The following is a 22,656-nucleotide window of genomic DNA, read 5'->3' as shown; positions in this document are numbered from 1 at the left end:
ATGACTTCTACCATTGCGAGTATGCTCAAGTCTCTAAGAAAACAACACAAGCTAATGCAAAAAGACGTTGCCGATAAGTTAGGCATTTCTGAAAGTGCCTATGGCTTTTATGAGCAAGGTCGTCGAGAACCTTCTTTGGATAACATTAAACAGCTAGCTGAAATATTTAACGTATCTGTTGACTATCTCTTAACTGGGATTTCATATGCTTTTGATCCGGAGAAGATGCAATATGTTAAACGTACTGATGATATGCCGCTTAATATGGACCTTGCAGAATCAAAACCCATTTACTCAGTATCTAAACCTCTTACAAAAGGTGAATTGCTCCAGGAATTGACCGATGATCCAGATGACTTCTATTTCTTGGATGGTTACTTAGATGCTTCTGAAGAAGAAAAAAAGGAATTGAGAAAACATTTCATGGATATTAAACGGCAAATGCGAGAAAACAACATAAAATCAACAAGATCTAGATCTCTTTTTGAGATAACAGAAGACATCAAAAAAAGCCCAAAAAATGATTAGGGCTTTTTTCATCGTGATATTACTAATGTCTATAGGGGGACAGTAATGAATCGTAGAATTGTACTTGCTCCACTTTTCAATAAAATCGGGCTACGAATCATCTCTTTTTCGGCAATAATAGCTGCTGTTACTTACTATATAGGGTTTATTTTCGTTCAGGGTTCAGTAATGGCTTTTACTCAATTATCAAATATCTGGAACATTGGTTTTGAGTACGTACCTGCTAGCTCCTCACTTTATCTAATAAATGGCATTACATATTTGCATAACAAATTATACGAAAGCATCCTAGGAGGAATATTTACCCTTATTTTTTACGTGCTCCTTTATTATCCAAGAAGACAAAACAATTCTTTTTGGGGAACAATTGACGCATATCGCTCGAAGAAATACTTAAACTACGGGTTTAAATTATTTTTTATTGTTGCTCCGATGCTTTGCATTTATCTTTATGGACTGTATAACAATCCTTCTTTCATTAAGTACATAGGCTCATTCGGAGTTGCTTCGTTTTTAATCTCTATACTTATCATAAATAATGAATATGGTAAGAACCGGACTCGTCACTTTGAAAAGCTCATTGTCTCCCTCTTTCTTATTATATCTCTTGTAACCAACCTTTTAGCGTTGACTGTACACGTCTTTATTCAAGGTAGCCTCGCTCAAAAAGATAGAATAGACGCCACATTTAATCACGGGACTAGTAAAGGTTCAATATCAGTCGTTTATAATCAGAAAAATAATGTAGAGTATTACATATCTATAGACCTTGCAAACGATTACTTTATTGGCTACAACCTTGATACTAAGAGTATCGATAAAATCCCTAAGGATAGAATTAGTAAAATTGAAACGTTTGCTGTTACAAAATTCAAAGAAGTAAAGAAATATTTTCCTGATGACCATACTCAGCAAATTACTAATGACGCTAAAGCGCAGACAGCATTAGTAAATAACTTTTATGAATACGGAGTGTTAGGAAAAAAAGACACAGAGAAATGGTTATCTTTACTAACGGCTGAGTGCTATCAGCTTAAAATGGGTTTAATATCTCCTGTTCTTCTGAAGAAAGAATGGGCTGTTCTGGAAAATTATAATGGGTTACCTAAAAATGAATACATCGGGATGGAAATGTCTGTACCTGAGGAAGATACTATCTGGGTTCAAGAGCATTGGAAAAGCCAGGTACGTTACACTGTGTTTAAATTAAAAAAGGTGGGAGATGCGTGGAAGATTGATGAGGTTAATGAAAAATGGCAACCGTTTATATTCGTAAAAGGATGAAGTAAGGTTCAAAGACAAATTTATTTTTTTCACGTTAGTTAATAAATATTATTTTAATAAAGAGTAAACCAAAAGGAGCGCCTATAAGCGCTCCTTTATCAAATTAATATTCGTGAGGTTCCAACCCTTTTAATGTCCAATTAACTCTTTCTCTGCCACTAGAGCGATTGATTGTCTGAACTTTAAACAATTGTGCTTTGCATTTTTTATCGAGATACTGAGGTACGGAAGAAAGAATGTCTGCTGCTATTCTCCCGGAGATTTTCAAACCATCTGGAGTGCAAATTTCAAAAGTTTTTGTCCTTACATTTGCTCCTGTCAATCTCCCCAACACTTCTTCGTCAGTTTGCTTTGTATCGGTAGTATTAGTTAGGACCTCTAATACTCTATCGGCCTTTTCAGGACTAATGGAGACTCTTGATGAACCTTTAATGGAAGATCTCCAATCAACATCGACTGTCGTACCCAGTTCCTTCAAATTCTTTGTCCACTCAGTATAGTGTTTAAGTGTCCGTAAACCCAAATCAGATATTTTGTCCACTAACATATCTACATTATCAGACGAGTCCAGTAACGAGAAAAGATGTTCCATCGTTTCTGTCTGCATCGGATCATCAACCAAATTCTGCTCAGTGTGAGGTAAATCTAGAATAGCTTTGAATGATCCAGCGCGCGCCTCTTTAAAAATGAGCGAATTTCTTTCTAATAAATCTGCTGGTATTCTGCCTTGTTCGCTGGGCTGGTTATACAGGGTATTAGAAATACTGTCTACTATCGTTTGGAGTCCTCCTAGTACAATTGTCAAAGTCCGTACCGGAATCTGACCTGACGGTAGTCCTGGGGGGTGGAAAGTCAATTCTATTTCTTCTCTATCCTCAACTGCTTCTGCTTCATCTAACTGACTACGCAGATCAGCAAGTCTGTCTTGCAACGAGCCTACTTGAAATTGAACTAGGTAATCAGGTAAGTGAGCAGATAAACCTGAGCTAATCTTTTCAATTACAGCTTCAGTTTCTGAAATTTGCGTACGTAAAGACAAATCTAGAATGTTTGTCATGCGCCCTCACCTCCTAGCTTTATTATATCATCCTGTAGAAATTCAACCAGTCCTTTAGGATGGCGATTTCTATCGAATCCAAATTGCCCCATCCAGTAGGTTCGCAGCGTCCTTAATGTATCATCCACACGCTGCTGCTGTTCTGATGGCCAATGATCAAAAGTTAAGCAATGATAAGCATCGCACTTAAACTGCTTTGCATAGGCACCAAACATTGCTTGCACCTCTTTCGCCTTTGCTTCATTCGGCAAATCTTCTGGAATATAAAAGGCGATCAAATCAATGTCATTTGGATTAACCTTTTGAGTCAAATAACTACCGTCTAACCAAATGGCATTTGGTGGAGCAATCAAAATTAGCTTTTTTAACCACACCAAGAAATTATCAAATATTTGCTGGCGAGTATCTGAAGCAGGAAAACCTTTTATGAATTGAGAAATAAATGTTTCTGGATCATAAGTATGTATGCCAGATATTAAGTTTCCATTTTCATCGAACGATTTTGCAATGATACTTTGAGTAGTGGGATTCAAAGGCTTGTCACTCCTTATTACTATCCATTCTAGCCAAAGTGCATACTAATCTCCGCTGTAAGAATGTGGTAGTTTTCACACTTTGCACTAATTAAAAATACCCTTTACATATTGATTAGTAAAGCTCTTTTTTGTTTGCAAAAGGTACGCATTTCATTACTAATGTGATTCCGCACAGTCTTTTCGCTGATGAAGAGTTGTCCGGCAATCTCTTTGGTTGTCTTATCTTGGACCAAGAGTTCAAACACTTCTCTTTCGCGATTCGTTAACAACGGCTTGGTTTGGTCGCTACCCTTCAATCGTGCCACCCCTCCTTGTGGGCTCTACAGGAACAAGGTTGAGGGATTACAGAGTCACCTTATCCTATGATGGGGGGTGGGTGATGGTGCCGGAATTTCAAGGATTTTAGGCTTTTGCCATACATCCTATTCAGAAAAAGGGCAATGGGTTCCGAACGCTGAAAACAAAGATCATCAATAATACCGTGAACACGTTACTTTGGGACGACGTTCTTCGTCTAATGCCTTTGGCTCCCGGTCAATGCGCGAATGACTCTGTAGGAAGCTGATGTCGGAACCCATAGCCAACACCGCCCCCGACACTCCAGTCTATTCAAATGGCATACGTACTGCTCCCGTATTTTCGCCCTCATTTTATTTTGGTTTACCATCTTTATTTCTGGCTCGCTTCCGCTTGAATCAATCTGGCTCTGCCTTCAAAACAAAAGCTCCCCTCATCTCATTCGATAAAGGGAGCCACAATCACCATTTTCAAGGTTAAATAAACGGAGTCCGATGGTAGGTCTGCTCAAATTTCTCCCGCAGCCCTTTAGCGAGCAACGAAAATGAACCGACCGCTACAACGAACGCAATCAATGGGGTGAGGAAAATCCAGGTAAAATTGCTGTATACAAAGCCTCTGTATGATCCCAAAAGCCCTGCCCACTCATGTGTAATGGAGTGGTAAATGACGGGATCCGTCGTCATTTTGGTCCCACCCACAAATAAATCGAACATCCCCAATAGCCCCATCAAGGTCATGATCGCAACCATTTCCGTCACCAGAATGATAATCAGCTGCTCTTTTAAATGGGGCAAGATATGACGGAAAATAATTTGCTCCCGCCCCGCTCCAAGTGAAGTAGCAGCCAGAACATACTGGGTATCTTTGATTTGCTCAGTCTTCTGGCGGATGGACGAGGCGACACTCGGTGCACCCAAAACCGCGACAACTCCAATGAATAGCGTGACTAATGTCGAGGTAGGCATCAGCGGATTGATACTCACCCCTTTTAGCAGAAAGTAGACCGGTATGAAAATCGGCATATAGCCCCAAGCATTCTCAATTGCCAGCCACCAGCGCTGTGGTTTGTCTTGAATACCGATATACAGCCCGATCACTGAGCCGAGAACCACTCTGACTGCCGCGATAGCCAGTGTCACGAACACCGTATAGGGAGCCCCGTGCAAAAGCAATGTGAGCAGGTCATAGCCCCACTTGTCCGTACCGAATAAATGCGCATCCGACGGTGGAAGTGGCGGTGAAATGATGACGGATTTGCCGTTCACGGTCTCATTCCGAGTCTTTTCCTGAAAGTCCAGCTCATACGGGGCAACAATGGGACCGACCAAGGCAATCACAACCAGGAGCAGTACAAGGATCGAGCCTGTCCATAAAGACCAATTGAATCGTTTCTGCATAGAAAAACCTCACTCATACCGATAAATGTAGCGACTACTTATAGACGACCGCTCGTTCAAACAAGTACAGAACGGCGCGAACCAGGAAATACACAAGAATAGACAAAAGGATGATACCAAGTAGTCCCATGACAGCGGAATTAAACTGATACGGTGCGTTTTTGCTGAAAATAAAGCGGGTCAAGCCGACCACATTCAGCAAATATTCCACGACGAACAGATTCGCCACCGTAATCGCAATTGTCTTTTTCAGGTCAGCCAGTAAGAATGGCTTGATGTTTTTGTATACATGATGGATGAGAACATGCCAAATCCCCATCCCTTTTGCCAAAGCAGTCTTGATGTAGTCCTCCCCGCCAATCTGAACGTATTTGAGACTCACTACCTTCATCAGGAAGATCGTAGGTCCAATGGCCAGAAGCGTGATCGGAAACCAGGTATTCGCTGAATCACTCGTTGGTGACAAGGTAATAATCCGGATATTGGTCAGCTTGTAAAAACTGACGGCAGCCAAAATCGACAAAAAAATCAGAATAAAGTCCGGTATCGTCGATAACAGGTTCAACAGCTTTTGGAACTGCCGCACCATGCCGAACCGCTGTAGAAACAGACCAAAAATCAAACTTGCAATAACAGCAATACAGACACTCGAAAATAGCAGCTCAAACGTACTCAGAGCAAAAGGAAGAATATCCTCAGCGATGCTTCTCTCATTGTCGCCCAAGTAATAGGTGCCAAGCGAGCCTGTAGCGATCTGCTGAATCAGGTAAACCGACCGTACGACCACATTTTCAGGTTCAAACACAATCTCTTCCTTGACCGTATACAGCATGAACGGCCCGCCACAAACAGCGATCACTAAAATGAACATTCCGAGCAGTTGTCTTACATATGACAAGCCTTCATACCCCCTCACTATTTCCAACAATACACCATCTAAAAAAAATCATCCAGACAATCAAAAATATTTTATGTTTTTTTATATTTCAGATAATGGATTTGGGAGATAACCCTTCCTGAGGCTTTTTGGCAAAGAAGTGACAGTTACATTTATGGCGGCCCAAACTTGCTAAAAAGAACCTGCCCATTCAGAGTGGACAGGTCCGATTCATTCCCTTTACCGGATGATGTAAAAGTCTGTTTGCCTTTTCGCCAGGTAAAGTACCTGATCGTCCTTGAAAGCAACCGATTCCTCCAAATAAATAGGGATTTCCTCATCCCACTCGGGTATGTACTGACGGATATTAAACTCCATGGCGTAGCATGTCTGATTCTGGATCACAAGCTCTCCTCTGACCGGAATGGCTTCCTGCCTGTCATACAAGCCAATGAGCGGTCCTGCCGCGTGACAGTGCGTGCCAATCGGATGCGAGTAAATCATCGCTCGTATTCCTTCGTCCTGAGCCTGCTGGATACATGCGGCAAAAAGCTCATTCCCTGTCTGCTTTTCACGGAAATTCTCACACATGATGTCTTCCAGTCGATTGGCTGTCTGCATGGCATCCTGCAAGCCTTTTGGAACCTCATGCTCATCTATGTGCAAAACATAGGCAAGCTGCTGAGTATCCGTTGCAAGCCCTAAGTAATGAATCCCGAAGTCCAGATGAATGATGTCACCTGGTATGATTACCACATCATCGAGCTTTCCGCATCCTTTCCGAATGACATCTACCGTCGGATAAAATGAGGTTTGCATTCCCAAATCAATTACACGTTGCCGGATCCAGCGTACCACTTCCGTCGTAGTTGTAATCCCTGGATGAATCACTTGATTGGAAAGCGCCTCTTGTGCCAACTTTCTGGTTATTGCCCCGATAGTCGGATATGCCATCAATTCCTCGTCACTGCGCAGCTGCAGCCAATCCAGTGCCACTTGCTCTGCACTCCTTACGAGGGCCGCGTGCTCCTCGCCCAGTGTATGCAGCAATTTTGTATAATACGAGTGTGACAGCCCATCGCAAAAGCTGTAATCATCAGATACATTCACTCCAATGCTCTGCGGCTTTTTGTCGGCAACAATTCTAGCCAAACACTTCCACTGATCTTCTTCTGCCGGCTCCCACACCCGTTGATAAAACGGCTCAAAGCTAGGATTCGTATGTATGACTAGCCTCTCCACTGTTTTATCCTGGTTTAACACAAACACGATGATCGTCAATCTCCTTGAGCTGTCAATGGCAGCCGGAAACAGCGTCTCCATAATCGGATCCTCGTGGTATTCTCGAGCGATAAGCACCCACATATCCAGTTGATGCTTTGCCATGATGACTGGCAAAATCGTGTCTAATCTGAGTTGCAGCCAACGATCGCGTACCTGATCACGCATGTGTAAAGGTAAAATGCTCATTTGCATGTGCAAAGCGTCCATTGCTCTTCCTCCCCATGTCTGCTTATTATGCTTCCATAGAAAAAAGACGGCTTCTGCCGCCTATCTGATGATCACGATCTGAATTTCCATCGTACCCATATCATGCAAATCCAGTGGCGCAGTCAGTGCCATTCCTGTGATCTCTTGCAACTCCCGATTCAGCAAAAATAGTGGTGGCGTAATATCAACCAACACACCCCGATTGGACAAAATCGTACTCGCATTCCCCGAAATCATGTTTCCCAGCTCTGAAATTGCACTTTTTCCAATTTCATCCATTTTGTTGACAGGAAAACCGCCCATCATAGCAGAAATGATTCGCAGAGCCAATTCCTCCTGGAGACCAAAAAATACATCTCCTTGCAATTGACCGGTCATCCCAATACGAATCCAGGTATGGCCCTCTCGATGTATCCATTCCTTTTCGGCCAACTCTCCACGAGTGATATCGACATTGCACACCTGCGAAATCACCGATGAGGCAGATTCTAAAAACGGATCTAAGTATTGGACTAGCATCTTCACTCTCTTCCTTTCCCGGGCAATTATCTGTCGTATTCATATCATAATGTCGATTTTTGGCAGTTGCAAGAGTCATTACCAGAAAATGTAGGAAAAAAGTCTCTTATATACGGAATTCCCGGAAAAAACGATTCTACTTTAGTCTCATATCGTATAGAAAAAATAGTCGTACAGGACCGCAAATCAAGCACTTCGACTCCTACTTCATGGTTACTTAACTGCCAGATCGGAAGCTCCAAACGTTCAAACGCAAAGACGGTATCTCCAAACTCAAAGCATTCGAGGATACATCTCTCAGGCGGGTAGTTCTCATCAGCTTCGAGTAAATGAACCGGCTCCAAGCCAAATTGTTGAAGCAAATGCTTACGATCGAGGGCTTGATCCTTCCGATGCTTGCTAACGATGCGTCGCGGGGAAAGCAACGGATACTCCCTCATTACATATTCCCACTTGATCCCATGATAAAACATCAAATTTTCCCTCCCAAGACACAAATACCCGACAGCAGCCAAATCATCCGCTACGCCGGGTATCTTTCCTTTGTTCTACCGCTTTTTACCGATCACATTCATTTCTGCTCGGGCTTCTCTCCCTAACGAGTCGGTTGCAACAACAGTCAGCTTTTGCTTCCCTTCTTCAATGCGATCGAGGACGAGTCGAAATGCGCCTTGATCGTTGACATCCGCCTGTAGCTCCTGATTTCCATACTGAACGTGCAGGCTGACAGCACCAGTCCCTGTTACTTTTCCTTCGATCGGCAGCGACTCGCCCCCTTTGGCTTCCAGCAGGCTTTGCGTTAATTTCACAGTTGGAGCCGGGACTGCCCTTGCTTTGTAGTTTAGCCGCTGCTCTCCCTGATTCAAGACGATGGCACCTGCGCTAGCATCCACATATCCGTATAGCAACAGGGAGCTTTGATTTCCTGCCCCATCCTTGCCCTCAATCAGAATGCGGTTCTCCCCATGCTTCAACGGCAGCGTCTGTGTCAAATACTTTTGTGCAGGTACCTCAAGCTGATCTTCTTCAAAGCTGCTCACAATTTGACCGTTTATACTTATTTGTCCCTTATACGTCTGGTCACGGTACATAAACCGGATCGGAACCAGCATTTGCTTGGTCGAAGGGTCGAATTGGACATCCTCTGTGCCATCATTTTGGAACTGCAAAATCGGCGGGGTCGTGTCCACAATGACTCGCTGCGTAAATTGCCGTGTATTTCCATACATATCACGAGCATTGTACACGACATAATTGAGTCCTTCCGGAAGCCTTAGAATGGTCTCAAACGAACCATCTGCCTCGACCTTTACCACCGTCTTGTTGATCGACAAACGGACTCTGTCCAGCATGTCTTCCCCCGTGACTTTCCCTCGCAAGGCGACATCCGGCTGCTTGGAAATTTTCACGTAGGTGAACAGATCGTCCGGAAACTCGACAAATGGTGGGGTCGTATCGCTTTTGCCATTCAAATGTGCCACACTGATATTTCCGGCGTAATCGTAAGCAACCACACTCATCTTTTTGTCAGGCTGATTCACAATCGTACTCGTTACTTTTGGGGAATAAGGCCCTCCAACCTTTTTACCGTTCACATAGAGCAAATAACCCTGAATGTCCTTGTCCCGGCTGCTCCATTGCACGCGATTCCCGGACACAGACGCTGAAATGGCAGGTGGCTTCGTATCTACACGGATCGGCAAGGTCAACGTTTGCCAGTTGGCATTGCGCCCATCGATCTTCGCCTTGATGGAAAAATGATATTGACCATCTGCTACCTGCTCGTAGGCTCCTTTTTCGGGGACGTACGCTTTGCCATCCCAGCTCCACGCTTCACGTTCGGTATAGTAATACGGCGTTCCGAGCTTGGACTGATCGTATTTGACGACCTTTTCGTCACGCACCAGCGTGCGAATCGGCTTGCCTGATTGGTCGGTTACTTCCACGACTACCTGACGAGCATTGCGTAAAAACGTTATGGATGGAGCAGCCGTGTCGTAATGACCATCGCCATTTGGCGAAAAAGCGATTTGCGCCGGATCGATTTTTGCCGCGCCTGCCTCCCCAACCCCTGTTACGCCCAGGTAATCCTTGTACTTCCACTTGTCATTGCGCTTATCGTGGTACCAGGTCGTTTTGACGCCTGTACGCTTTTCCTGACTTCCTGGCTCCCACATCGGCTCGTCCATGATGCGCGGCTCGTTCCAGTTGCCGTAAAAGCCGAAATAAGGAACACGCAAGGTTGGAAACGTCTTGTCATCCGGTTGAAAAGCGATATAGCCCTCAGCAAATAAATTACGCGCTGTGCCCGGGGGAATGGATAGAGTCACCTTCACTTCGCTGCGCTTGCCCGGAGCTACTGTAACCTGGGGATTTGAGAATTGCAGCTTCGCCCCTTCGAGTGGGCCCTCCGTCAAGAGATTCAAACCATCCTTGCGTGCATCAGTCAATACGCCGAATTCGTCTTGCAGCTGATACGTAACCGGCTTTTTGCCAAATTTGTTGTCTACAAACAAGGAGAAGGTCGTCGCTGGTCCGATTTCTCCCAAGGAAACGCCAGCCTTCCCTTTTGCATCAACAATCATTGCGGGAGTTGCGATCGCTTTGTTGATTTGCATTAATCCTGCACCCTGGACACGCGGACTGTATGGCATTTTCGGTGTCCGTGCTTTTTCAAAGGCAGCTACACTTTGCTGTGGGTCCATAATCGGCTGTGCAGTATTCATCGCTGCTGCTTTGAGGGTCTCAACGAGCTGCCTGCCTTGCAGATTCCTCCCCTGCTTTTGGTACGCCTGCTTCAGCAGCGCCATGCCCCCTGCAACGTGAGGCGTCGCCATGGACGTTCCACTCTTCACTGCATAATCAGAGTCTTTTACCGTAGATAAAATGCCACCGCCTGGCGCTGAGATTTCAGGCTTGAACTGCAGATCTGGAGTCGGACCCCAGGAAGAAAAGGCAGAGATCGTCCCGCCATCAGGATATGGCATCGGGTTTTGTGCATATTCGCCATCAAAGGTGATCGTTACTTTCTTCCCCTTTTTAATCGCCTGTGCCATTTTTTCACCCATCTGTTTCAAGACGGATACAGCAGGGAATTGCTTCAGATGCTCTGCACTGATCAAAAGCGGGCCTGTCTCATTATTGTAAATAACCGCACCAACCGCTCCAGCTTCTTTCGCCATACGGAGCTTCTCGTCAAATGAAATGTCTCCCCGTTCCAGAAGAACAACCTTGTCTTTTACAGAAACGTTGTAGTCTTCCTTTTTGCCTTTTCCCATATAGACGAGCGGGTAGGATTTCAATAAGGTCGTAACTGGATTGATTGCTGTTCCTGCCGCCACATGACCATGCAGGTAAACTACCCGTTCCAGGCCTGGCACTCCTTGGATACTAAAGCTGTGGCCAGCCAATGAAGTCGCGTTGACAGAGGCCACTGCAAATGCATCCGGAGCAAGGCCGGGGGAACCGATCATGGCTATATCCGGATTTTGCGCGCGCACCTTGTCACTGCCAAAATACGCGTCATTGCCTGCCGCGGCAACAACAATCACGCCGTTGTCTACCGCACGCTTGACAGCCATTTGCTCCGTGTTGACCTCATCGACATACCCTGCCGAGGAGCCAAGACTCAGATTGATGACATCCGCTTTTTTCGTGATCGAATCGTTAATAGCAAACAAGATGGATTCACTTAATCCGGGCACTTCCCCTTGATAGTTGGAAAACACCTTTTCGCTAATGATTTGGGCTTCTGGAGCAACACCCTTCATTTTTCCATTTGCAGCAATAATGCCTGATACGTGAACACCATGCTGGGATTCCCCGACGTCCTCAGTTGTTTGATTGCGGTCTGCCCAGTTGTATCCGGGGATGACCTTTTTTGTAGAGCCTGACTTTTGCTGCGCCAATCGCTTGTCACGTGGGGCAGGCATATCCGGATGCTTCGGATTGACACCAGTATCGACGACAGAAACAACCATGCCCTCTCCTTTAACCCCTGCATCCTCCCAAGCCTTCGTAGCCTCAATCATATCAAGGGAGGAGGTCTGTGCGCTCGATACCTGCTCACTTAAAAGTGAATGCTCCGCTCGCAGCCATTCATCAGCAACGGAAAAATGGGCATCTCCCCCTTCCTTCGCCATCTGACCCTGAGCACTGGCAGGAAACTCTGCATTCCGTAAATCCTGCATGATTTGGGTTTGAAAGCTAGTCGTGTCTATGCCTGCAAGCGCATGGACTCTGCTTGTATTCACAGTCGTTATGGGAAGCAAAACCAACGCCAACCCTATGCTGAATACCTGTTTTTTCATCGTTTGCCCCCTTTATGGTAAAGCATCCATTGTTTTAAGTTTTCACTGGGAAGCTCGAAGGTATTCCCTTTTCCTCACAAATGGACACACGATATCGAAGGAAACAGAAAGTACGAAAAGGCGTCAAATTACAGTTCACTTATTTTTGGTATAATAAGGTGTGATGCCTATCGGTACAAGGAGCTGAAACAGCATGTCATACAATGTGCAAGAAGCGATCGAGCGTCTTCAGGAGGCGTTTCGTTCAGCCATGCGCGTAATCGGACCACAATTGTCTGAGCCCGTCCCAGGTTTAACAGGTCCACAGTTTTATATTCTTTATCAGCTGGAGCAAAAGGGAAAATGCACTGTCGGTGAATTGGCGGACTCTATGGTCGTCAAACCAAGCGCGATAACAGCTATGATTGATCGCTTAGATAAGCATGAGTACGTAATACGTGATCGTGACGAAGAAGATCGACGTGTGGTACATATTCGCCTGACAGATGCCGGAAAATCCATATTGCTGCAAGCCAAGCAAAAAAGGCTGGAATTGCTCCAGCAATACTTCTCTTGCCTGACGCCAGAAGAATTAGAAAGCTTAGTTTCTACCTTTGAAAAATTATCGCGTTCGGCACAAGCTTCAGCTCAAAAAGAATAGAAAAAAGGCGTGCAAACCGGATAACCGGCGCACGCCTTTTTTCGTTATAGCTATTACGAGAAGAAGAATTTCTTCACGGCATGTTTCGTTGTTTCTTTGTTCATGTGAGCAATCGAAGTCGTGAGTGGAATTCCTTTTGGACAAGCCTGTACGCAGTTTTGCGAGTTACCGCAATCACCGATACCGCCATCTTCCATCAACGCTTCCAGACGCTCATGCTTGTTCATCATACCTGTTGGATGCTGGTTGAACAAACGAACTTGAGAAATAGCAAATGGACCAATAAACTCGGACTTCGCATTTACGTTCGGGCATGCCTCCAGGCACACACCGCAAGTCATGCATTTGGAGAGCTCATATGCCCATTGACGCTCTACTTCTGGCATACGAGGACCAGGTCCGAGATCATGCGTACCATCGATTGGAACCCATGCTTTTACACGTTTCAATGCATCAAACATACGGCTACGGTCAATCGAAAGGTCGCGCTGTACAGGGAAAGTACTCATTGGTTCCAGACGAATTGGCTGCTCCAGTTTATCTACCAAGGCAGAGCACGCTTGGCGTGGTCTACCGTTAATTACCATTGAGCACGCACCGCAAACTTCTTCCAAGCAGTTCGATTCCCAGTTAACTGGAGACGTTTTTTGGCCTTGTGCGTTGAGCGGGTTGCGTTGAATCTCCATCAGCGCACTAATTACGTTCATACCAGGACGGTATGGAATCTTGAACTCTTCCTTGTACGGAGTGCTGTCAGGGCTATCTTGGCGAGTGATAATCAGATGAATCAATTTTTCTGCCATGATCAGTTTCCTCCTCTCTTAGTGCTTCTTTTCAGACGTATAGTCACGTTTACGTGGTGCAATCAACGAAACGTCAATGTCTTCGTAGTAGATTTCTGGCGCAGTTGTTTCAGCATTGTACTTCGCCATTGTTGTTTTCATGAAGTTTTCGTCATCACGCTCAGGGAAATCAGGCTTGTAGTGAGCACCGCGGCTCTCGTTACGATTGAGTGCACCGATTGTGATCGCACGGGACAATACGAGCATGTTCCACAGATGGCGAGTAAAGGAAGCACCAGCGTTGCTCCATTTGTTTGTATCGTTGATGTTGATTTTTTTGTAGCGCTCCATCAATTCAACGATCTTGTCATCTGTTTTTTGCAGACGGTCATTGTAACGAACGACCGTTACGTTGTCAGTCATCCACTCACCCAGCTCTTTGTGAATCAGGTAAGCATTTTCTGTTCCATCCATTTTCAGGATGTTTTCGTACTTCGTTTGCTCTTTGCTTGTAGCGCCGTCAAAGAGCGTGGAAGACAGATCATCAGAGGATTGGTTCAAGCCTTTGATGTACTCGATCGCTTTTGGACCGGCAACCATACCGCCGTAGATCGCGGACAAGAGAGAGTTTGCACCCAAACGGTTTGCACCGTGCTGAGAGTAATCGCACTCACCTGCTGCGAACAGACCAGGGATGTTTGTCATTTGATTGTAGTCTACCCACATTCCACCCATCGAGTAGTGAACCGCAGGGAAAATCTTCATAGGAACTTTACGCGGGTCATCCCCAACGAATTTTTCGTAAATCTCGATGATACCGCCCAATTTTACATCCAATTCTTTTGGATCTTTGTGGGACAAATCGAGGTATACCATGTTTTCGCCGTTGACACCGAGCTTCGAGTCTACGCAGACGGAGAAAATTTCGCGTGTTGCAATGTCACGCGGTACCAGGTTACCATACGCTGGATATTTTTCCTCCAGGAAGTACCATGGCTTACCATCTTTATAAGTCCAAACGCGTCCACCTTCACCGCGAGCGGATTCGGACATCAGACGCAGCTTGTCGTCGCCAGGAATTGCAGTCGGGTGAATCTGGATCATTTCACCGTTAGAGTAGATAACGCCCTGTTGGTATGCAGCAGAAGCCGCTGTACCTGTATTGATAATCGAGTTCGTCGATTTACCAAAGATGATACCAGGACCACCTGTTGCCAAAATAACGGCATCTGCACGGAAGGATTGAATTTCACCGGAACGCATGTTTTGCGCAGTTATCCCGCGACAGGTTCCTGTATCGTCCAAAACGGCTCCGAGGAAATCCCAATATTCGTACTTAGTAACCAGACCCTCTGCTTCATAACGACGAACTTGCTCATCCAGTGCGTAAAGCAGCTGTTGTCCAGTAGTCGCCCCTGCAAATGCGGTACGGTGATGTTTGGTTCCACCAAAACGGCGGAAATCCAAAAGTCCTTCTGGTGTACGGTTGAACATTACACCCATACGGTCCAGCATGTAAATGATGCCTGGCGCCGCGTCACACATTGCTTTTACTGGCGGTTGGTTAGCCAAGAAGTCTCCGCCATATACTGTATCGTCGAAGTGCTCCCAAGTGGAGTCGCCTTCCCCTTTTGTATTAACCGCACCGTTGATACCGCCCTGTGCACAAACAGAGTGGGAACGTTTAACCGGAACCAGGGAGAAAAGCTCTACGGGAACACCTTTTTCTGCTGCTTTGATGGTAGCCATCAAGCCGGCCAAACCGCCACCGACAATGATTAGTTTACCTTTTGCCATTGTTTAGTCCCCCTATCCCTACAAAATGAAAGCTGACATCGCACGCAAGCCGATGAAGGTTACGACTACGAATACGACCATAGTCAGGTATGTTGCAATTCGCTGGGAACGCGGTCCAACCGTAATTCCCCAGTGAACCAGGAACGACCAGAGTCCGTTGGAGAAGTGGAAAACCGTACTGATAATCCCGATTGTGTAGAATACGATCATTGCAGGACTGCTAAAAATGTTTGCCATCATATCGAAGTCTACGTGTGCACCCATTGCTTTTGCGATGCGGGTTTCCCATACGTGCCAAACAATGAAAATGAGGGTAATGATACCTGTAACCCGTTGCCACAGGAACATTTGGTTCCTGAAGTAGCCGAAGTTCCCTACGTTTTGCTTCGCTTGGAACGCAATGTAGAGACCGTAAACAGCGTGAAACAGGATTGGGATGTAGATGAAAATGAATTCAACTACCAAGAGAAGTGGAACGTTTTCGATCATACCAACCGTCGTGTTGAAAGCTTCTGCTCCGCGGGTTGCTTGATAGTTGGCTGTCAAGTGAAACAGCAAGAAGAGCCCGATCGGAAACAAACCAAGAAGTGAGTGCAGCTTGTGGCTGAGAAAGCTATGGCCTTTCGCCATACCATGGTCCCCCTTTCAATGTATGTAACGCTCTTTGTTGTGAAAAACGTCTCAACGTTTTTCCAAAAATCTGATCTGCCCGCAAACGATCAACAAATTGGACGCTATCGTTTTCATATACCTTTCTCCAATATCGTAACCCATTGCGATACCCGTTAGACATGACGAAAAAGCCGTCTTTCGCCTCGTCCCACTTTGTCGGAATGTGTCAAAATACGAAAAAAAGTTGGGCAAAACTTTGACCAAATCCAATTGTACTCTTGTCGACTGAGAGCGTCAAGCCAATCAATAGACTAAATACATTGATAGAATAACTTTGTTCATTTTCGCTATTTTTCTCTCCATTATTGGTACTGAAAATAGCGTTTCTCTCATAGTCTAGTACAGACAGGAGGGAGCAAGATGAAAGAGAAGGATCAACTGGCAGCCCTGTTGCCTGCCCAAACTATTCTTTATGCCGAAAGAATGAGCATGCCCTATCTGGGCTACCATCTTCTTCGGGAAACGCTAACCAATGCCCTTTTAGGAGACAGCGAAAGTCCTATTCTGTACTGGCTGGGCAAAGAAATCGGGCGACAAATCCACATTGAATCGGAAGCCGGTATTATTCACCCATTTATGCGTCTTGGACTTGGACAACTCGATCTCGTCACGTCATCAGATGCAGAGACGACTTATAAACTCTCTCATTCCATTTACCAGTACCAATCAGCCGATCGACTCTGCCGCACGCTATCCCTGGAAGCAGGGATCATTGCCGGAGCCTTGGAGACATGGAGGCAAACGGAGGTTGTAGCTAAGTTGGAAATAGATACAAGCCATACGATTCAGATAATTGCACGCAGCAAAAAGTGAGCATCCGCTCACATAAGTAGCCCCCTCTACCTTTAGAGGAGAGGGGGATTCATGATGAAGTGAATGATTAGCCGTGTACAACCGCCGTTTCAGCAACATCGAGGCCATAGGCCGAATGCAGACTGCGAACCGCAAGCTCGGTCAAGCTTGCAGGAATCACACATGAAACTTTGATATCGGAAGTGGAGACCATTTTAATAGAAATTTCTCTTTCTGCCAAAACGCGGAACATTTCAGCCGCAACACCAGGATTGTTGATCATACCAGAGCCGACAATGGATACTTTGGTCAGGTTTTCTTCATAATCCACTTTTTCAAATCCAAGCTCGGACTGATTGGCACTCAGCGTATTCAGCGCTTTGGTCAAATCTTCTCCTGTTACAGTAAACGAGATGTTCGTCACTGCGGCATCATAGGAGCTTTGAATAATGATGTCTACGTTTACTTGATTGTCCGCCAGTGTATTGAATAGGCGAGAGAGTGTACCTACCTTGGCAGGCATCCCGACAACCGTAATTTTTGCGACATCCTCATCATGCGCAACTCCACTAACTACTCTTCCTGTTTCCATGTTGGCAACCTCCTCAACGTACGTACCATCTTCAGCTGTAAAGCTGGAGCGGACCACCAGCCTTACCTTGTATTTTTTAGCAGCTTCTACCGAACGTGGATGTAGTACACCTGCTCCCAGATTTGCAAGCTCCAGCATCTCATCATAAGAAATGCTGTCCAGCTTGCTTGCGGCTGGAACCATGCGCGGATCTGCTGTGTAAACACCTGACACGTCAGTAAAGATCTCGCATTTGTCTGCTCCGATGCTTGCTGCTAATGTAACCGCGGATGTATCCGATCCACCACGGCCGAGTGTTGTAATTTCACCCTCATCACTGATTCCTTGGAAGCCTGCCACGATCACGACACGCCCACGACCAAGCTCGGCTTGAATCCGTTTTGATTCAATCTGCTTGATTCGCGCTCTGCCGTGAATGGCTTCAGTGGTTACGCCAGCTTGCCAGCCGGTCAAGGAAATGGCATCGTAGCCTTTTGTATGCAAGGCCATAGCCAAAAGCGAGATGGATACCTGCTCCCCCGTGGTCAGCAGCATATCCATTTCCCGCTCCGATGGGAACGGTGTAATCTGCTTCGCCATATCTACCAATACATCAGTAGATTTGCCCATTGCAGAAACGACAACGACCACATCATGCCCTTCCTCTTTGTATGTGATGATTCGATCCGCTACTCGTAAAATTCGCTCAATGGTACCTACAGAGGTGCCTCCGTATTTCTGCACGATCAACCCCATGCGGCTTCTCTCCCTTTTCTCATATCCAATGTGTTTGTTTGTATGGTTTTCTTTTTTTGTTTTTTGTATAATCTCTATTTTATTTTTAGTATGGTTTGTATGGTTTCTCTATTTCTGACTATGATTGCTTACATCACTGTCGCATTTATTAAAAAAAGGCATCGACTAGGAATAAGACCTGCCGCTGCCTATTGTTTCGACATACCGGTTCCTCCCTTCCAATACACGCGGTCCATGCAGCATGACAGAATCAACCATCATGATTCACGCACGGACTCACCGTGAGATAGCTCTCCATCTGGCAACTGGTGATTGCCGAGATGACAGTCCTGCACTTTTTCAATGCAGACCCAGCATGGAGAAAAGCGGGTTTTCCTCCAGACTTCGGCGAATTCCCCTTTCCCGTACCCTTCACAGATACCCGATCTCAGGGTGGTACTCTTGGTCTTCGCGCCTCTACCTCACTCCATATATGGAAGTGAGGCTAACTATTCTGTTTGAAAGGCATTATATCATAAGGCAACAAATGCTTCAATTGTTTTTTAATTAACGTATAGGCATTTATAAGCGTGACGCTTATAAATGCCGGAGCGCATGAAAACCTTCCGCTAAAACGCGGTCGCTCATCTTTGCAAAGTCCTCGATAGAGGTTTTCTTATTTCTACGACTCTAGCTTGCGCAGATGGGCGATAATTTCTCTGGCCAGCTTGTCGCCGATGCCAAGCTGCCGAAAATCTTCTACCGTAGCCTCCCGCATTTTTTTCATGGAGCCAAAATGTGTAAAGAGGAGCTTGCGGCGCTTTTCTCCGATCCCTGGGATCTCATCGAGCTGGGAAGAGAGCATCGTTTTCGTACGGGATTGACGATGAAAGGTAATAACAAATCGGTGCACTTCGTCCTGGATACGCTGGAGCAAATAAAACTCGTAGCTATCCCGCTTCAAATTGACGGGCTCAGGCGGATCACCGTACAGCAGCTGCGCCGTTTTGTGCTTCTCGTCTTTTGCCAGACCACAGACAGGAATATAAAGTCCTAGCTCATTCTCCAAAATATCCATGGCGGCAGTGATTTGCCCTTTTCCTCCGTCCATGACGATGAGGTCAGGCATCGGCTGGTTTTCCTTCAATAACCGCGAATAGCGGCGGCGAATAACCTCGCGCATGGACCCGTAATCATCCGGACCTTCGACGGTTTTGATTTTGAATTTGCGGTATTCCTTTTTGTCTGGACGACCATCTGTAAACACGATCATCGCGGATACCGGCTCGGTTCCCTGGATGTTGGAGTTGTCAAACGCCTCGATGCGATGTGGCACACCGATTCCGAGAATATGCCCCAGATTGTGGACAGCCTGAACGGTACGCGCATCATCCTTTGACATCAGCGCAAACTTCTCCTGCAGGGCAATCCTGGCGTTCTCTGATGCCATTTGTACCAACTCACGCTTCTTGCTCCGTTTGGGAGCATGGACTTTGATTCCAAGCCAGTCGCTCAGAAGCTCTGTATCGCTTTGCTCAGGAAGCAGGATTTCTTTTGGCAGAGCGTTTTGCTTATCGTAGTAAAACTGGCTGACGTAGGACATAAAATCTTCGTTTTCCTCGCCGTAATAAGGAAAAGAAGTCGTCTGGCGCTCGATCATTTTGCCTTGGCGCATATAAAAAATTTGGATGCACATCCAGCCCTTTTCGACCGCAAAACCGATAATATCGCGATCGATTGTATCCGTGAAGGTAATTTTCTGCTTTTCCATCACGGCTTCGATACTTTTGATCTGGTCGCGGTATTCCTTTGCCCGCTCGAATTCCATGTTTTCCGCTGCATGCAGCATTTTTTCGGTCAGCTGCTGCTTCATCTCTTCGTGACCACCATCGAGGAATCGACTTATTTCTTCTACCAGTCGCCGATTCTCCTCCTCAGTCACCTCGTACACACAGGGAGCGAGACATTGCCCCAAATGGTAGTAAAGACATACCTGCTTCGGCATGTTGCGGCATTTGCGCAGCGGATAGAGCCTGTCGAGCAGCTTTTTCACCTCTGAAGCGTCGCCAGCATTGGGATAGGGACCAAAATACTTGGCCTTATCCTTTAGTACTTTGCGCGTGATTTCCAGACGTGGCTGAGCCTCATTCGTAATCTTGATATACGGGTACGTCTTGTCGTCACGCAGCATGACATTGTAGCGCGGATCATGCTTTTTGATCAGATTACATTCCAAAATGAGTGCTTCAATCGCTGACGACACCACGATGTATTCAAAGTCAACAATTTCACTGACTAACAGCTGTGTCTTACCGTTATGACTGCCTGTAAAATAAGAGCGGACGCGGTTTTTAAGCACTTTGGCTTTCCCTACGTAAATGATTTCCCCGCTTGCGTTTTTCATCAGGTAGCAGCCTGGCTTCTCTGGCAGGACGGCCAATTTATCTTTCAAGGAGCTATTCATGGCTGCTCCCTCCTCTTGACGGTTTCTCTTTTACTTCATCTTAATAGGCTTCTCCAGGACGTATAGCTCATCCTCGAGGGAGCTCATGCGTTCAGTCAATAGCTTGCGACTATCTTGCACCCCTTGGTTGTAATAGAGGGGGCCTAATTCTTTGGAAAAAAAGGCAATGAGATCTTCTGTTTCCAGATTGCCGAGTTGTTCCGATCGTTCTTCTTGAAAATATCGCTGCACTTGATGAACAAGATATTCAGTTTGTTCTCTGGTCAGTTTTGCTGCCATTCGCTCAGGGCACCCTTCCTCAACAACTTCGTGATAGGAATATACGTTCCACTCTTCATAGTACCACGGATACCACATGAAAAAAACTGCCGCCTCATGTTTCCCGCGACAGTTTTTTCCACGGATATAGGTCCGTTATGTCATCAGCTAGTGCTTGCGTCCTCCCAGGTACGCCTCTTTGACACGGTCGTCATTTAACAGGGATTCTGCCGTGCCTTCCAACACAATTTGTCCAGCCTCAAGCACATAGCCAAAATCAGCGATTTTCAATGCCTGCTTGACGTTTTGCTCAACGATCAGCACAGTTGTTCCTTCTGCATTGATCTGCTTGATAACCTTGAAAATATCCGATACGACAATCGGCGCAAGCCCCATCGACGGTTCATCCAAAAGCAGCAGCTTGGGCCTCGACATCAACGCTCTGGCAATCGCCAGCATTTGCTGCTGTCCGCCAGACATGGTTCCACCTAACTGCGTCAAGCGCTCCCGTAAAATAGGGAACCACGCCATCATTTTCTCCATATCGTCCTTGATACCTTGTGCATCGTTTCGTTGAAATGCACCCATTTCCAAATTTTCGAGCACGGTCATTTTCCCTAAAATCGCACGGCCTTCTGGAACAAGGGCTAGTCCTGTTTTTACAATCTGGTGTGGCTTCGACCCTTCAATACGCTGCCCACGAAAAGTAATGGTCCCTGCCTCTGGCTTGAGCTGGCCTGCGATGGTGCGCATCGTCGTGGTTTTCCCAGCCCCGTTTGCACCAATGAGGGAAACGATCTTCCCCTCTGGCACCTCGAGGGAGATACCCCGAATCGCTTTGATCTGACCGTAGGAGGTCGTCAGGTTTTGTATACTGAGCATGTTATTCGTCCTCCTTGCCGAGGTAAGCTTCAATCACGTCTGGATTATTCTGTACCTCTTCCGGCGTACCATCAGCGATCTTGACACCAAAGTTAATGCACACGACTTTTTCACACAAATTCATGACCAGGCCCATATCATGCTCCACCAAGAGGACCGTTGTGCCATCATCGCGAATTTTGCGTACCAGCTCCATGAGCGCCTTGGTCTCCGTCTCAATCATACCTGCTGCAGGCTCATCCAGCAGCAGCAGCTTTGGCTCTGTGGCAAGGGCCCGTGCTATTTCCAATCGCCGCTGCTGCCCGTAGGCGAGTGTATCGGAACGCACTTCGGCGACATCAGACAAGCCAACGAACTCCAAGAGCTCCTCTGCTTTTTTCGTGACGACTTTTTCTTCTGCTCGCTGCCCAGACGTTCGGAGCAGAGAAGACCAGAAACCCGCCTTCATCCGTGAATGGCAGCCTACCTTGACATTATCCAGCGCATTCATATGACCAAACAGGCGAATATTTTGAAACGTTCGAGCGATGCCCATTTCCGTAATTTTATTTGGCTGCATGCCATTCAGCTTTTGACCAGCAAAAGAAAACGTACCGGTTGTCGGCTCAAAAATCCCTGTCGCCATGTTAAAAATCGTCGTTTTCCCAGCTCCATTGGGACCGATCAACCCTACAATTTCACCCTCTCGCACTGAAAACGAAACATCGCGTAGGGCAGTGATGCCGCCAAAGCTTTTTCCTACATTTGCAAGTTCCAGCAACATG

21 protein-coding genes and 1 riboswitch are annotated in these 22,656 nt (G+C 46.1%); of the genes, 4 read left to right on the top strand and 17 right to left on the bottom strand.

What is annotated here, in order from left to right; genetic code table 11:
* Positions 1 to 528, top strand: coding sequence for a helix-turn-helix domain-containing protein (locus ADS79_RS34850; RefSeq protein ID WP_049737750.1), 528 nt, complete (start codon positions 1 to 3; stop codon positions 526 to 528).
* 45 nt (positions 529 to 573) lie between these two features.
* Positions 574 to 1,812 carry a hypothetical protein gene (locus tag ADS79_RS07320; RefSeq protein ID WP_049737749.1) on the top strand — a complete coding sequence of 413 codons (1,239 nt, stop codon included), beginning with the start codon at positions 574 to 576 and terminating at the stop codon, positions 1,810 to 1,812.
* A gap of 103 nt (positions 1,813 to 1,915) precedes the next feature.
* On the opposite strand, the gene ADS79_RS07315 is transcribed toward ADS79_RS07320, so the two are convergent.
* The 9 genes from ADS79_RS07315 to ADS79_RS07275 form a co-directional block, all read right to left on the bottom strand.
* Positions 1,916 to 2,869 carry a hypothetical protein gene (locus ADS79_RS07315; RefSeq protein ID WP_049737748.1) on the bottom strand — a complete coding sequence of 318 codons (954 nt, stop codon included), beginning with the start codon at positions 2,867 to 2,869 and terminating at the stop codon, positions 1,916 to 1,918.
* Positions 2,866 to 3,402 (bottom strand): DUF6932 family protein, encoded by a 537-nt coding sequence (locus ADS79_RS07310; protein WP_049737747.1) that lies wholly within the window; start codon positions 3,400 to 3,402, stop codon positions 2,866 to 2,868. Before ADS79_RS07310 ends, ADS79_RS07315 begins: the two co-directional genes overlap by 4 nt.
* A gap of 104 nt (positions 3,403 to 3,506) precedes the next feature.
* Positions 3,507 to 3,701, bottom strand: coding sequence for a LuxR C-terminal-related transcriptional regulator (locus tag ADS79_RS07305; protein ID WP_049737746.1), 195 nt, complete (start codon positions 3,699 to 3,701; stop codon positions 3,507 to 3,509).
* A gap of 477 nt (positions 3,702 to 4,178) precedes the next feature.
* Positions 4,179 to 5,102 carry an ABC transporter permease gene (locus tag ADS79_RS07300; RefSeq protein ID WP_049737745.1) on the bottom strand — a complete coding sequence of 308 codons (924 nt, stop codon included), beginning with the start codon at positions 5,100 to 5,102 and terminating at the stop codon, positions 4,179 to 4,181.
* Between the two features lie 34 nt (positions 5,103 to 5,136).
* Positions 5,137 to 6,000 carry an ABC transporter permease subunit gene (locus ADS79_RS07295; protein WP_049737744.1) on the bottom strand — a complete coding sequence of 288 codons (864 nt, stop codon included), beginning with the start codon at positions 5,998 to 6,000 and terminating at the stop codon, positions 5,137 to 5,139.
* Positions 6,001 to 6,219: 219 nt separating this feature from the next.
* Positions 6,220 to 7,470, bottom strand: coding sequence for a M24 family metallopeptidase (locus tag ADS79_RS07290; RefSeq protein WP_049737743.1), 1,251 nt, complete (start codon positions 7,468 to 7,470; stop codon positions 6,220 to 6,222).
* A 60-nt stretch (positions 7,471 to 7,530) separates the two neighbouring features.
* Positions 7,531 to 7,989: a chemotaxis protein CheX gene (locus ADS79_RS07285; protein ID WP_049737742.1), complete on the bottom strand. Its 459-nt coding sequence runs from the start codon at positions 7,987 to 7,989 to the stop codon at positions 7,531 to 7,533.
* A 44-nt stretch (positions 7,990 to 8,033) separates the two neighbouring features.
* Positions 8,034 to 8,462, bottom strand: coding sequence for a hypothetical protein (locus tag ADS79_RS07280; protein WP_049737741.1), 429 nt, complete (start codon positions 8,460 to 8,462; stop codon positions 8,034 to 8,036).
* 75 nt (positions 8,463 to 8,537) lie between these two features.
* Positions 8,538 to 12,299 (bottom strand): S8 family serine peptidase, encoded by a 3,762-nt coding sequence (locus tag ADS79_RS07275; protein ID WP_049737740.1) that lies wholly within the window; start codon positions 12,297 to 12,299, stop codon positions 8,538 to 8,540.
* Between the two features lie 193 nt (positions 12,300 to 12,492).
* On the opposite strand from ADS79_RS07275, the gene ADS79_RS07270 reads away from it, so the two are divergent.
* A complete protein-coding gene (locus ADS79_RS07270) occupies positions 12,493 to 12,939 on the top strand; it encodes a MarR family winged helix-turn-helix transcriptional regulator (protein WP_049737739.1) in 447 nt (148 codons plus the stop codon).
* Between the two features lie 53 nt (positions 12,940 to 12,992).
* Here the strand turns inward: ADS79_RS07270 and sdhB are convergent, their stop codons facing one another.
* From sdhB to ADS79_RS07255, 3 genes are read right to left on the bottom strand one after another with little or no spacing between them, the layout of a single operon-like run.
* Positions 12,993 to 13,742, bottom strand: coding sequence for a succinate dehydrogenase iron-sulfur subunit (gene sdhB, locus ADS79_RS07265; RefSeq protein WP_049737738.1), 750 nt, complete (start codon positions 13,740 to 13,742; stop codon positions 12,993 to 12,995).
* Positions 13,743 to 13,760: 18 nt separating this feature from the next.
* Entirely contained in the window at positions 13,761 to 15,518 is a 1,758-nt protein-coding gene (gene sdhA, locus ADS79_RS07260; RefSeq protein WP_049737737.1) for a succinate dehydrogenase flavoprotein subunit, read from the bottom strand.
* Positions 15,519 to 15,536: 18 nt separating this feature from the next.
* Positions 15,537 to 16,148, bottom strand: a complete 612-nt coding sequence (locus ADS79_RS07255; RefSeq protein ID WP_049737736.1) for a succinate dehydrogenase cytochrome b558 subunit — start codon at positions 16,146 to 16,148, stop codon at positions 15,537 to 15,539.
* A gap of 402 nt (positions 16,149 to 16,550) precedes the next feature.
* Here ADS79_RS07255 and ADS79_RS07250 point away from each other — a divergent pair, with 402 nt between their 5' ends.
* The gene (locus ADS79_RS07250; protein ID WP_049737735.1) at positions 16,551 to 17,003 is read left to right on the top strand and encodes a DUF2507 domain-containing protein; all 453 of its coding nucleotides are present in this window, start codon (positions 16,551 to 16,553) and stop codon (positions 17,001 to 17,003) included.
* 67 nt (positions 17,004 to 17,070) lie between these two features.
* On the opposite strand, the gene ADS79_RS07245 is transcribed toward ADS79_RS07250, so the two are convergent.
* The 5 genes from ADS79_RS07245 to ADS79_RS07225 all read right to left on the bottom strand — a co-directional run bounded on the left by ADS79_RS07245 (position 17,071) and on the right by ADS79_RS07225 (position 22,655).
* Entirely contained in the window at positions 17,071 to 18,309 is a 1,239-nt protein-coding gene (locus ADS79_RS07245; RefSeq protein WP_049737734.1) for an aspartate kinase, read from the bottom strand.
* 279 nt (positions 18,310 to 18,588) lie between these two features.
* Positions 18,589 to 18,776: riboswitch (Lysine riboswitch) on the bottom strand.
* Between the two features lie 194 nt (positions 18,777 to 18,970).
* Complete coding sequence (uvrC, locus tag ADS79_RS07240) at positions 18,971 to 20,752, bottom strand: excinuclease ABC subunit UvrC (protein WP_049737733.1); 1,782 nt, start codon at positions 20,750 to 20,752, stop codon at positions 18,971 to 18,973.
* Positions 20,753 to 20,782: 30 nt separating this feature from the next.
* The gene (locus ADS79_RS07235) at positions 20,783 to 21,031 is read right to left on the bottom strand and encodes a DUF2164 domain-containing protein (protein WP_049738166.1); all 249 of its coding nucleotides are present in this window, start codon (positions 21,029 to 21,031) and stop codon (positions 20,783 to 20,785) included.
* Positions 21,032 to 21,178: 147 nt separating this feature from the next.
* Positions 21,179 to 21,892 (bottom strand): ABC transporter ATP-binding protein, encoded by a 714-nt coding sequence (locus ADS79_RS07230; protein ID WP_049737732.1) that lies wholly within the window; start codon positions 21,890 to 21,892, stop codon positions 21,179 to 21,181.
* A gap of 1 nt (position 21,893) precedes the next feature.
* Positions 21,894 to 22,655 carry an ABC transporter ATP-binding protein gene (locus ADS79_RS07225; protein WP_049737731.1) on the bottom strand — a complete coding sequence of 254 codons (762 nt, stop codon included), beginning with the start codon at positions 22,653 to 22,655 and terminating at the stop codon, positions 21,894 to 21,896.
* Position 22,656: the final 1 nt, after the last annotated feature.

It is taken from the genome of Brevibacillus reuszeri (assembly GCF_001187725.1).
GTDB classification, from domain to species: domain Bacteria; phylum Bacillota; class Bacilli; order Brevibacillales; family Brevibacillaceae; genus Brevibacillus; species Brevibacillus reuszeri.
The sequence above is the reverse complement of the archived record's forward strand: the minus strand, read 5'-3'. Positions and strand labels throughout refer to the sequence as shown.

Excerpts from the sequence above, each read along its gene's own strand:
- ADS79_RS34850 (WP_049737750.1), top strand. The coding sequence starts at position 1 with ATGACTTCTACCATTGCGAGTATGCTCAAGTCTCTAAGAAAACAACAC.
- ADS79_RS07320 (WP_049737749.1), top strand. The coding sequence starts at position 574 with ATGAATCGTAGAATTGTACTTGCTCCACTTTTCAATAAAATCGGGCTA.
- ADS79_RS07315 (WP_049737748.1), bottom strand. The coding sequence starts at position 2,869 with ATGACAAACATTCTAGATTTGTCTTTACGTACGCAAATTTCAGAAACT.
- ADS79_RS07300 (WP_049737745.1), bottom strand. The coding sequence starts at position 5,102 with ATGCAGAAACGATTCAATTGGTCTTTATGGACAGGCTCGATCCTTGTA.
- ADS79_RS07290 (WP_049737743.1), bottom strand. The coding sequence starts at position 7,470 with ATGGACGCTTTGCACATGCAAATGAGCATTTTACCTTTACACATGCGT.
- ADS79_RS07285 (WP_049737742.1), bottom strand. The coding sequence starts at position 7,989 with ATGCTAGTCCAATACTTAGATCCGTTTTTAGAATCTGCCTCATCGGTG.
- ADS79_RS07280 (WP_049737741.1), bottom strand. The coding sequence starts at position 8,462 with ATGTTTTATCATGGGATCAAGTGGGAATATGTAATGAGGGAGTATCCG.
- ADS79_RS07275 (WP_049737740.1), bottom strand. The coding sequence starts at position 12,299 with ATGAAAAAACAGGTATTCAGCATAGGGTTGGCGTTGGTTTTGCTTCCC.
- ADS79_RS07270 (WP_049737739.1), top strand. The coding sequence starts at position 12,493 with ATGTCATACAATGTGCAAGAAGCGATCGAGCGTCTTCAGGAGGCGTTT.
- sdhB (WP_049737738.1), bottom strand. The coding sequence starts at position 13,742 with ATGGCAGAAAAATTGATTCATCTGATTATCACTCGCCAAGATAGCCCT.
- sdhA (WP_049737737.1), bottom strand. The coding sequence starts at position 15,518 with ATGGCAAAAGGTAAACTAATCATTGTCGGTGGCGGTTTGGCCGGCTTG.
- ADS79_RS07255 (WP_049737736.1), bottom strand. The coding sequence starts at position 16,148 with ATGGCGAAAGGCCATAGCTTTCTCAGCCACAAGCTGCACTCACTTCTT.
- ADS79_RS07250 (WP_049737735.1), top strand. The coding sequence starts at position 16,551 with ATGAAAGAGAAGGATCAACTGGCAGCCCTGTTGCCTGCCCAAACTATT.
- ADS79_RS07245 (WP_049737734.1), bottom strand. The coding sequence starts at position 18,309 with ATGGGGTTGATCGTGCAGAAATACGGAGGCACCTCTGTAGGTACCATT.
- uvrC (WP_049737733.1), bottom strand. The coding sequence starts at position 20,752 with ATGAATAGCTCCTTGAAAGATAAATTGGCCGTCCTGCCAGAGAAGCCA.
- ADS79_RS07235 (WP_049738166.1), bottom strand. The coding sequence starts at position 21,031 with ATGGCAGCAAAACTGACCAGAGAACAAACTGAATATCTTGTTCATCAA.
- ADS79_RS07230 (WP_049737732.1), bottom strand. The coding sequence starts at position 21,892 with ATGCTCAGTATACAAAACCTGACGACCTCCTACGGTCAGATCAAAGCG.
- ADS79_RS07225 (WP_049737731.1), bottom strand. The coding sequence starts at position 22,655 with ATGTTGCTGGAACTTGCAAATGTAGGAAAAAGCTTTGGCGGCATCACT.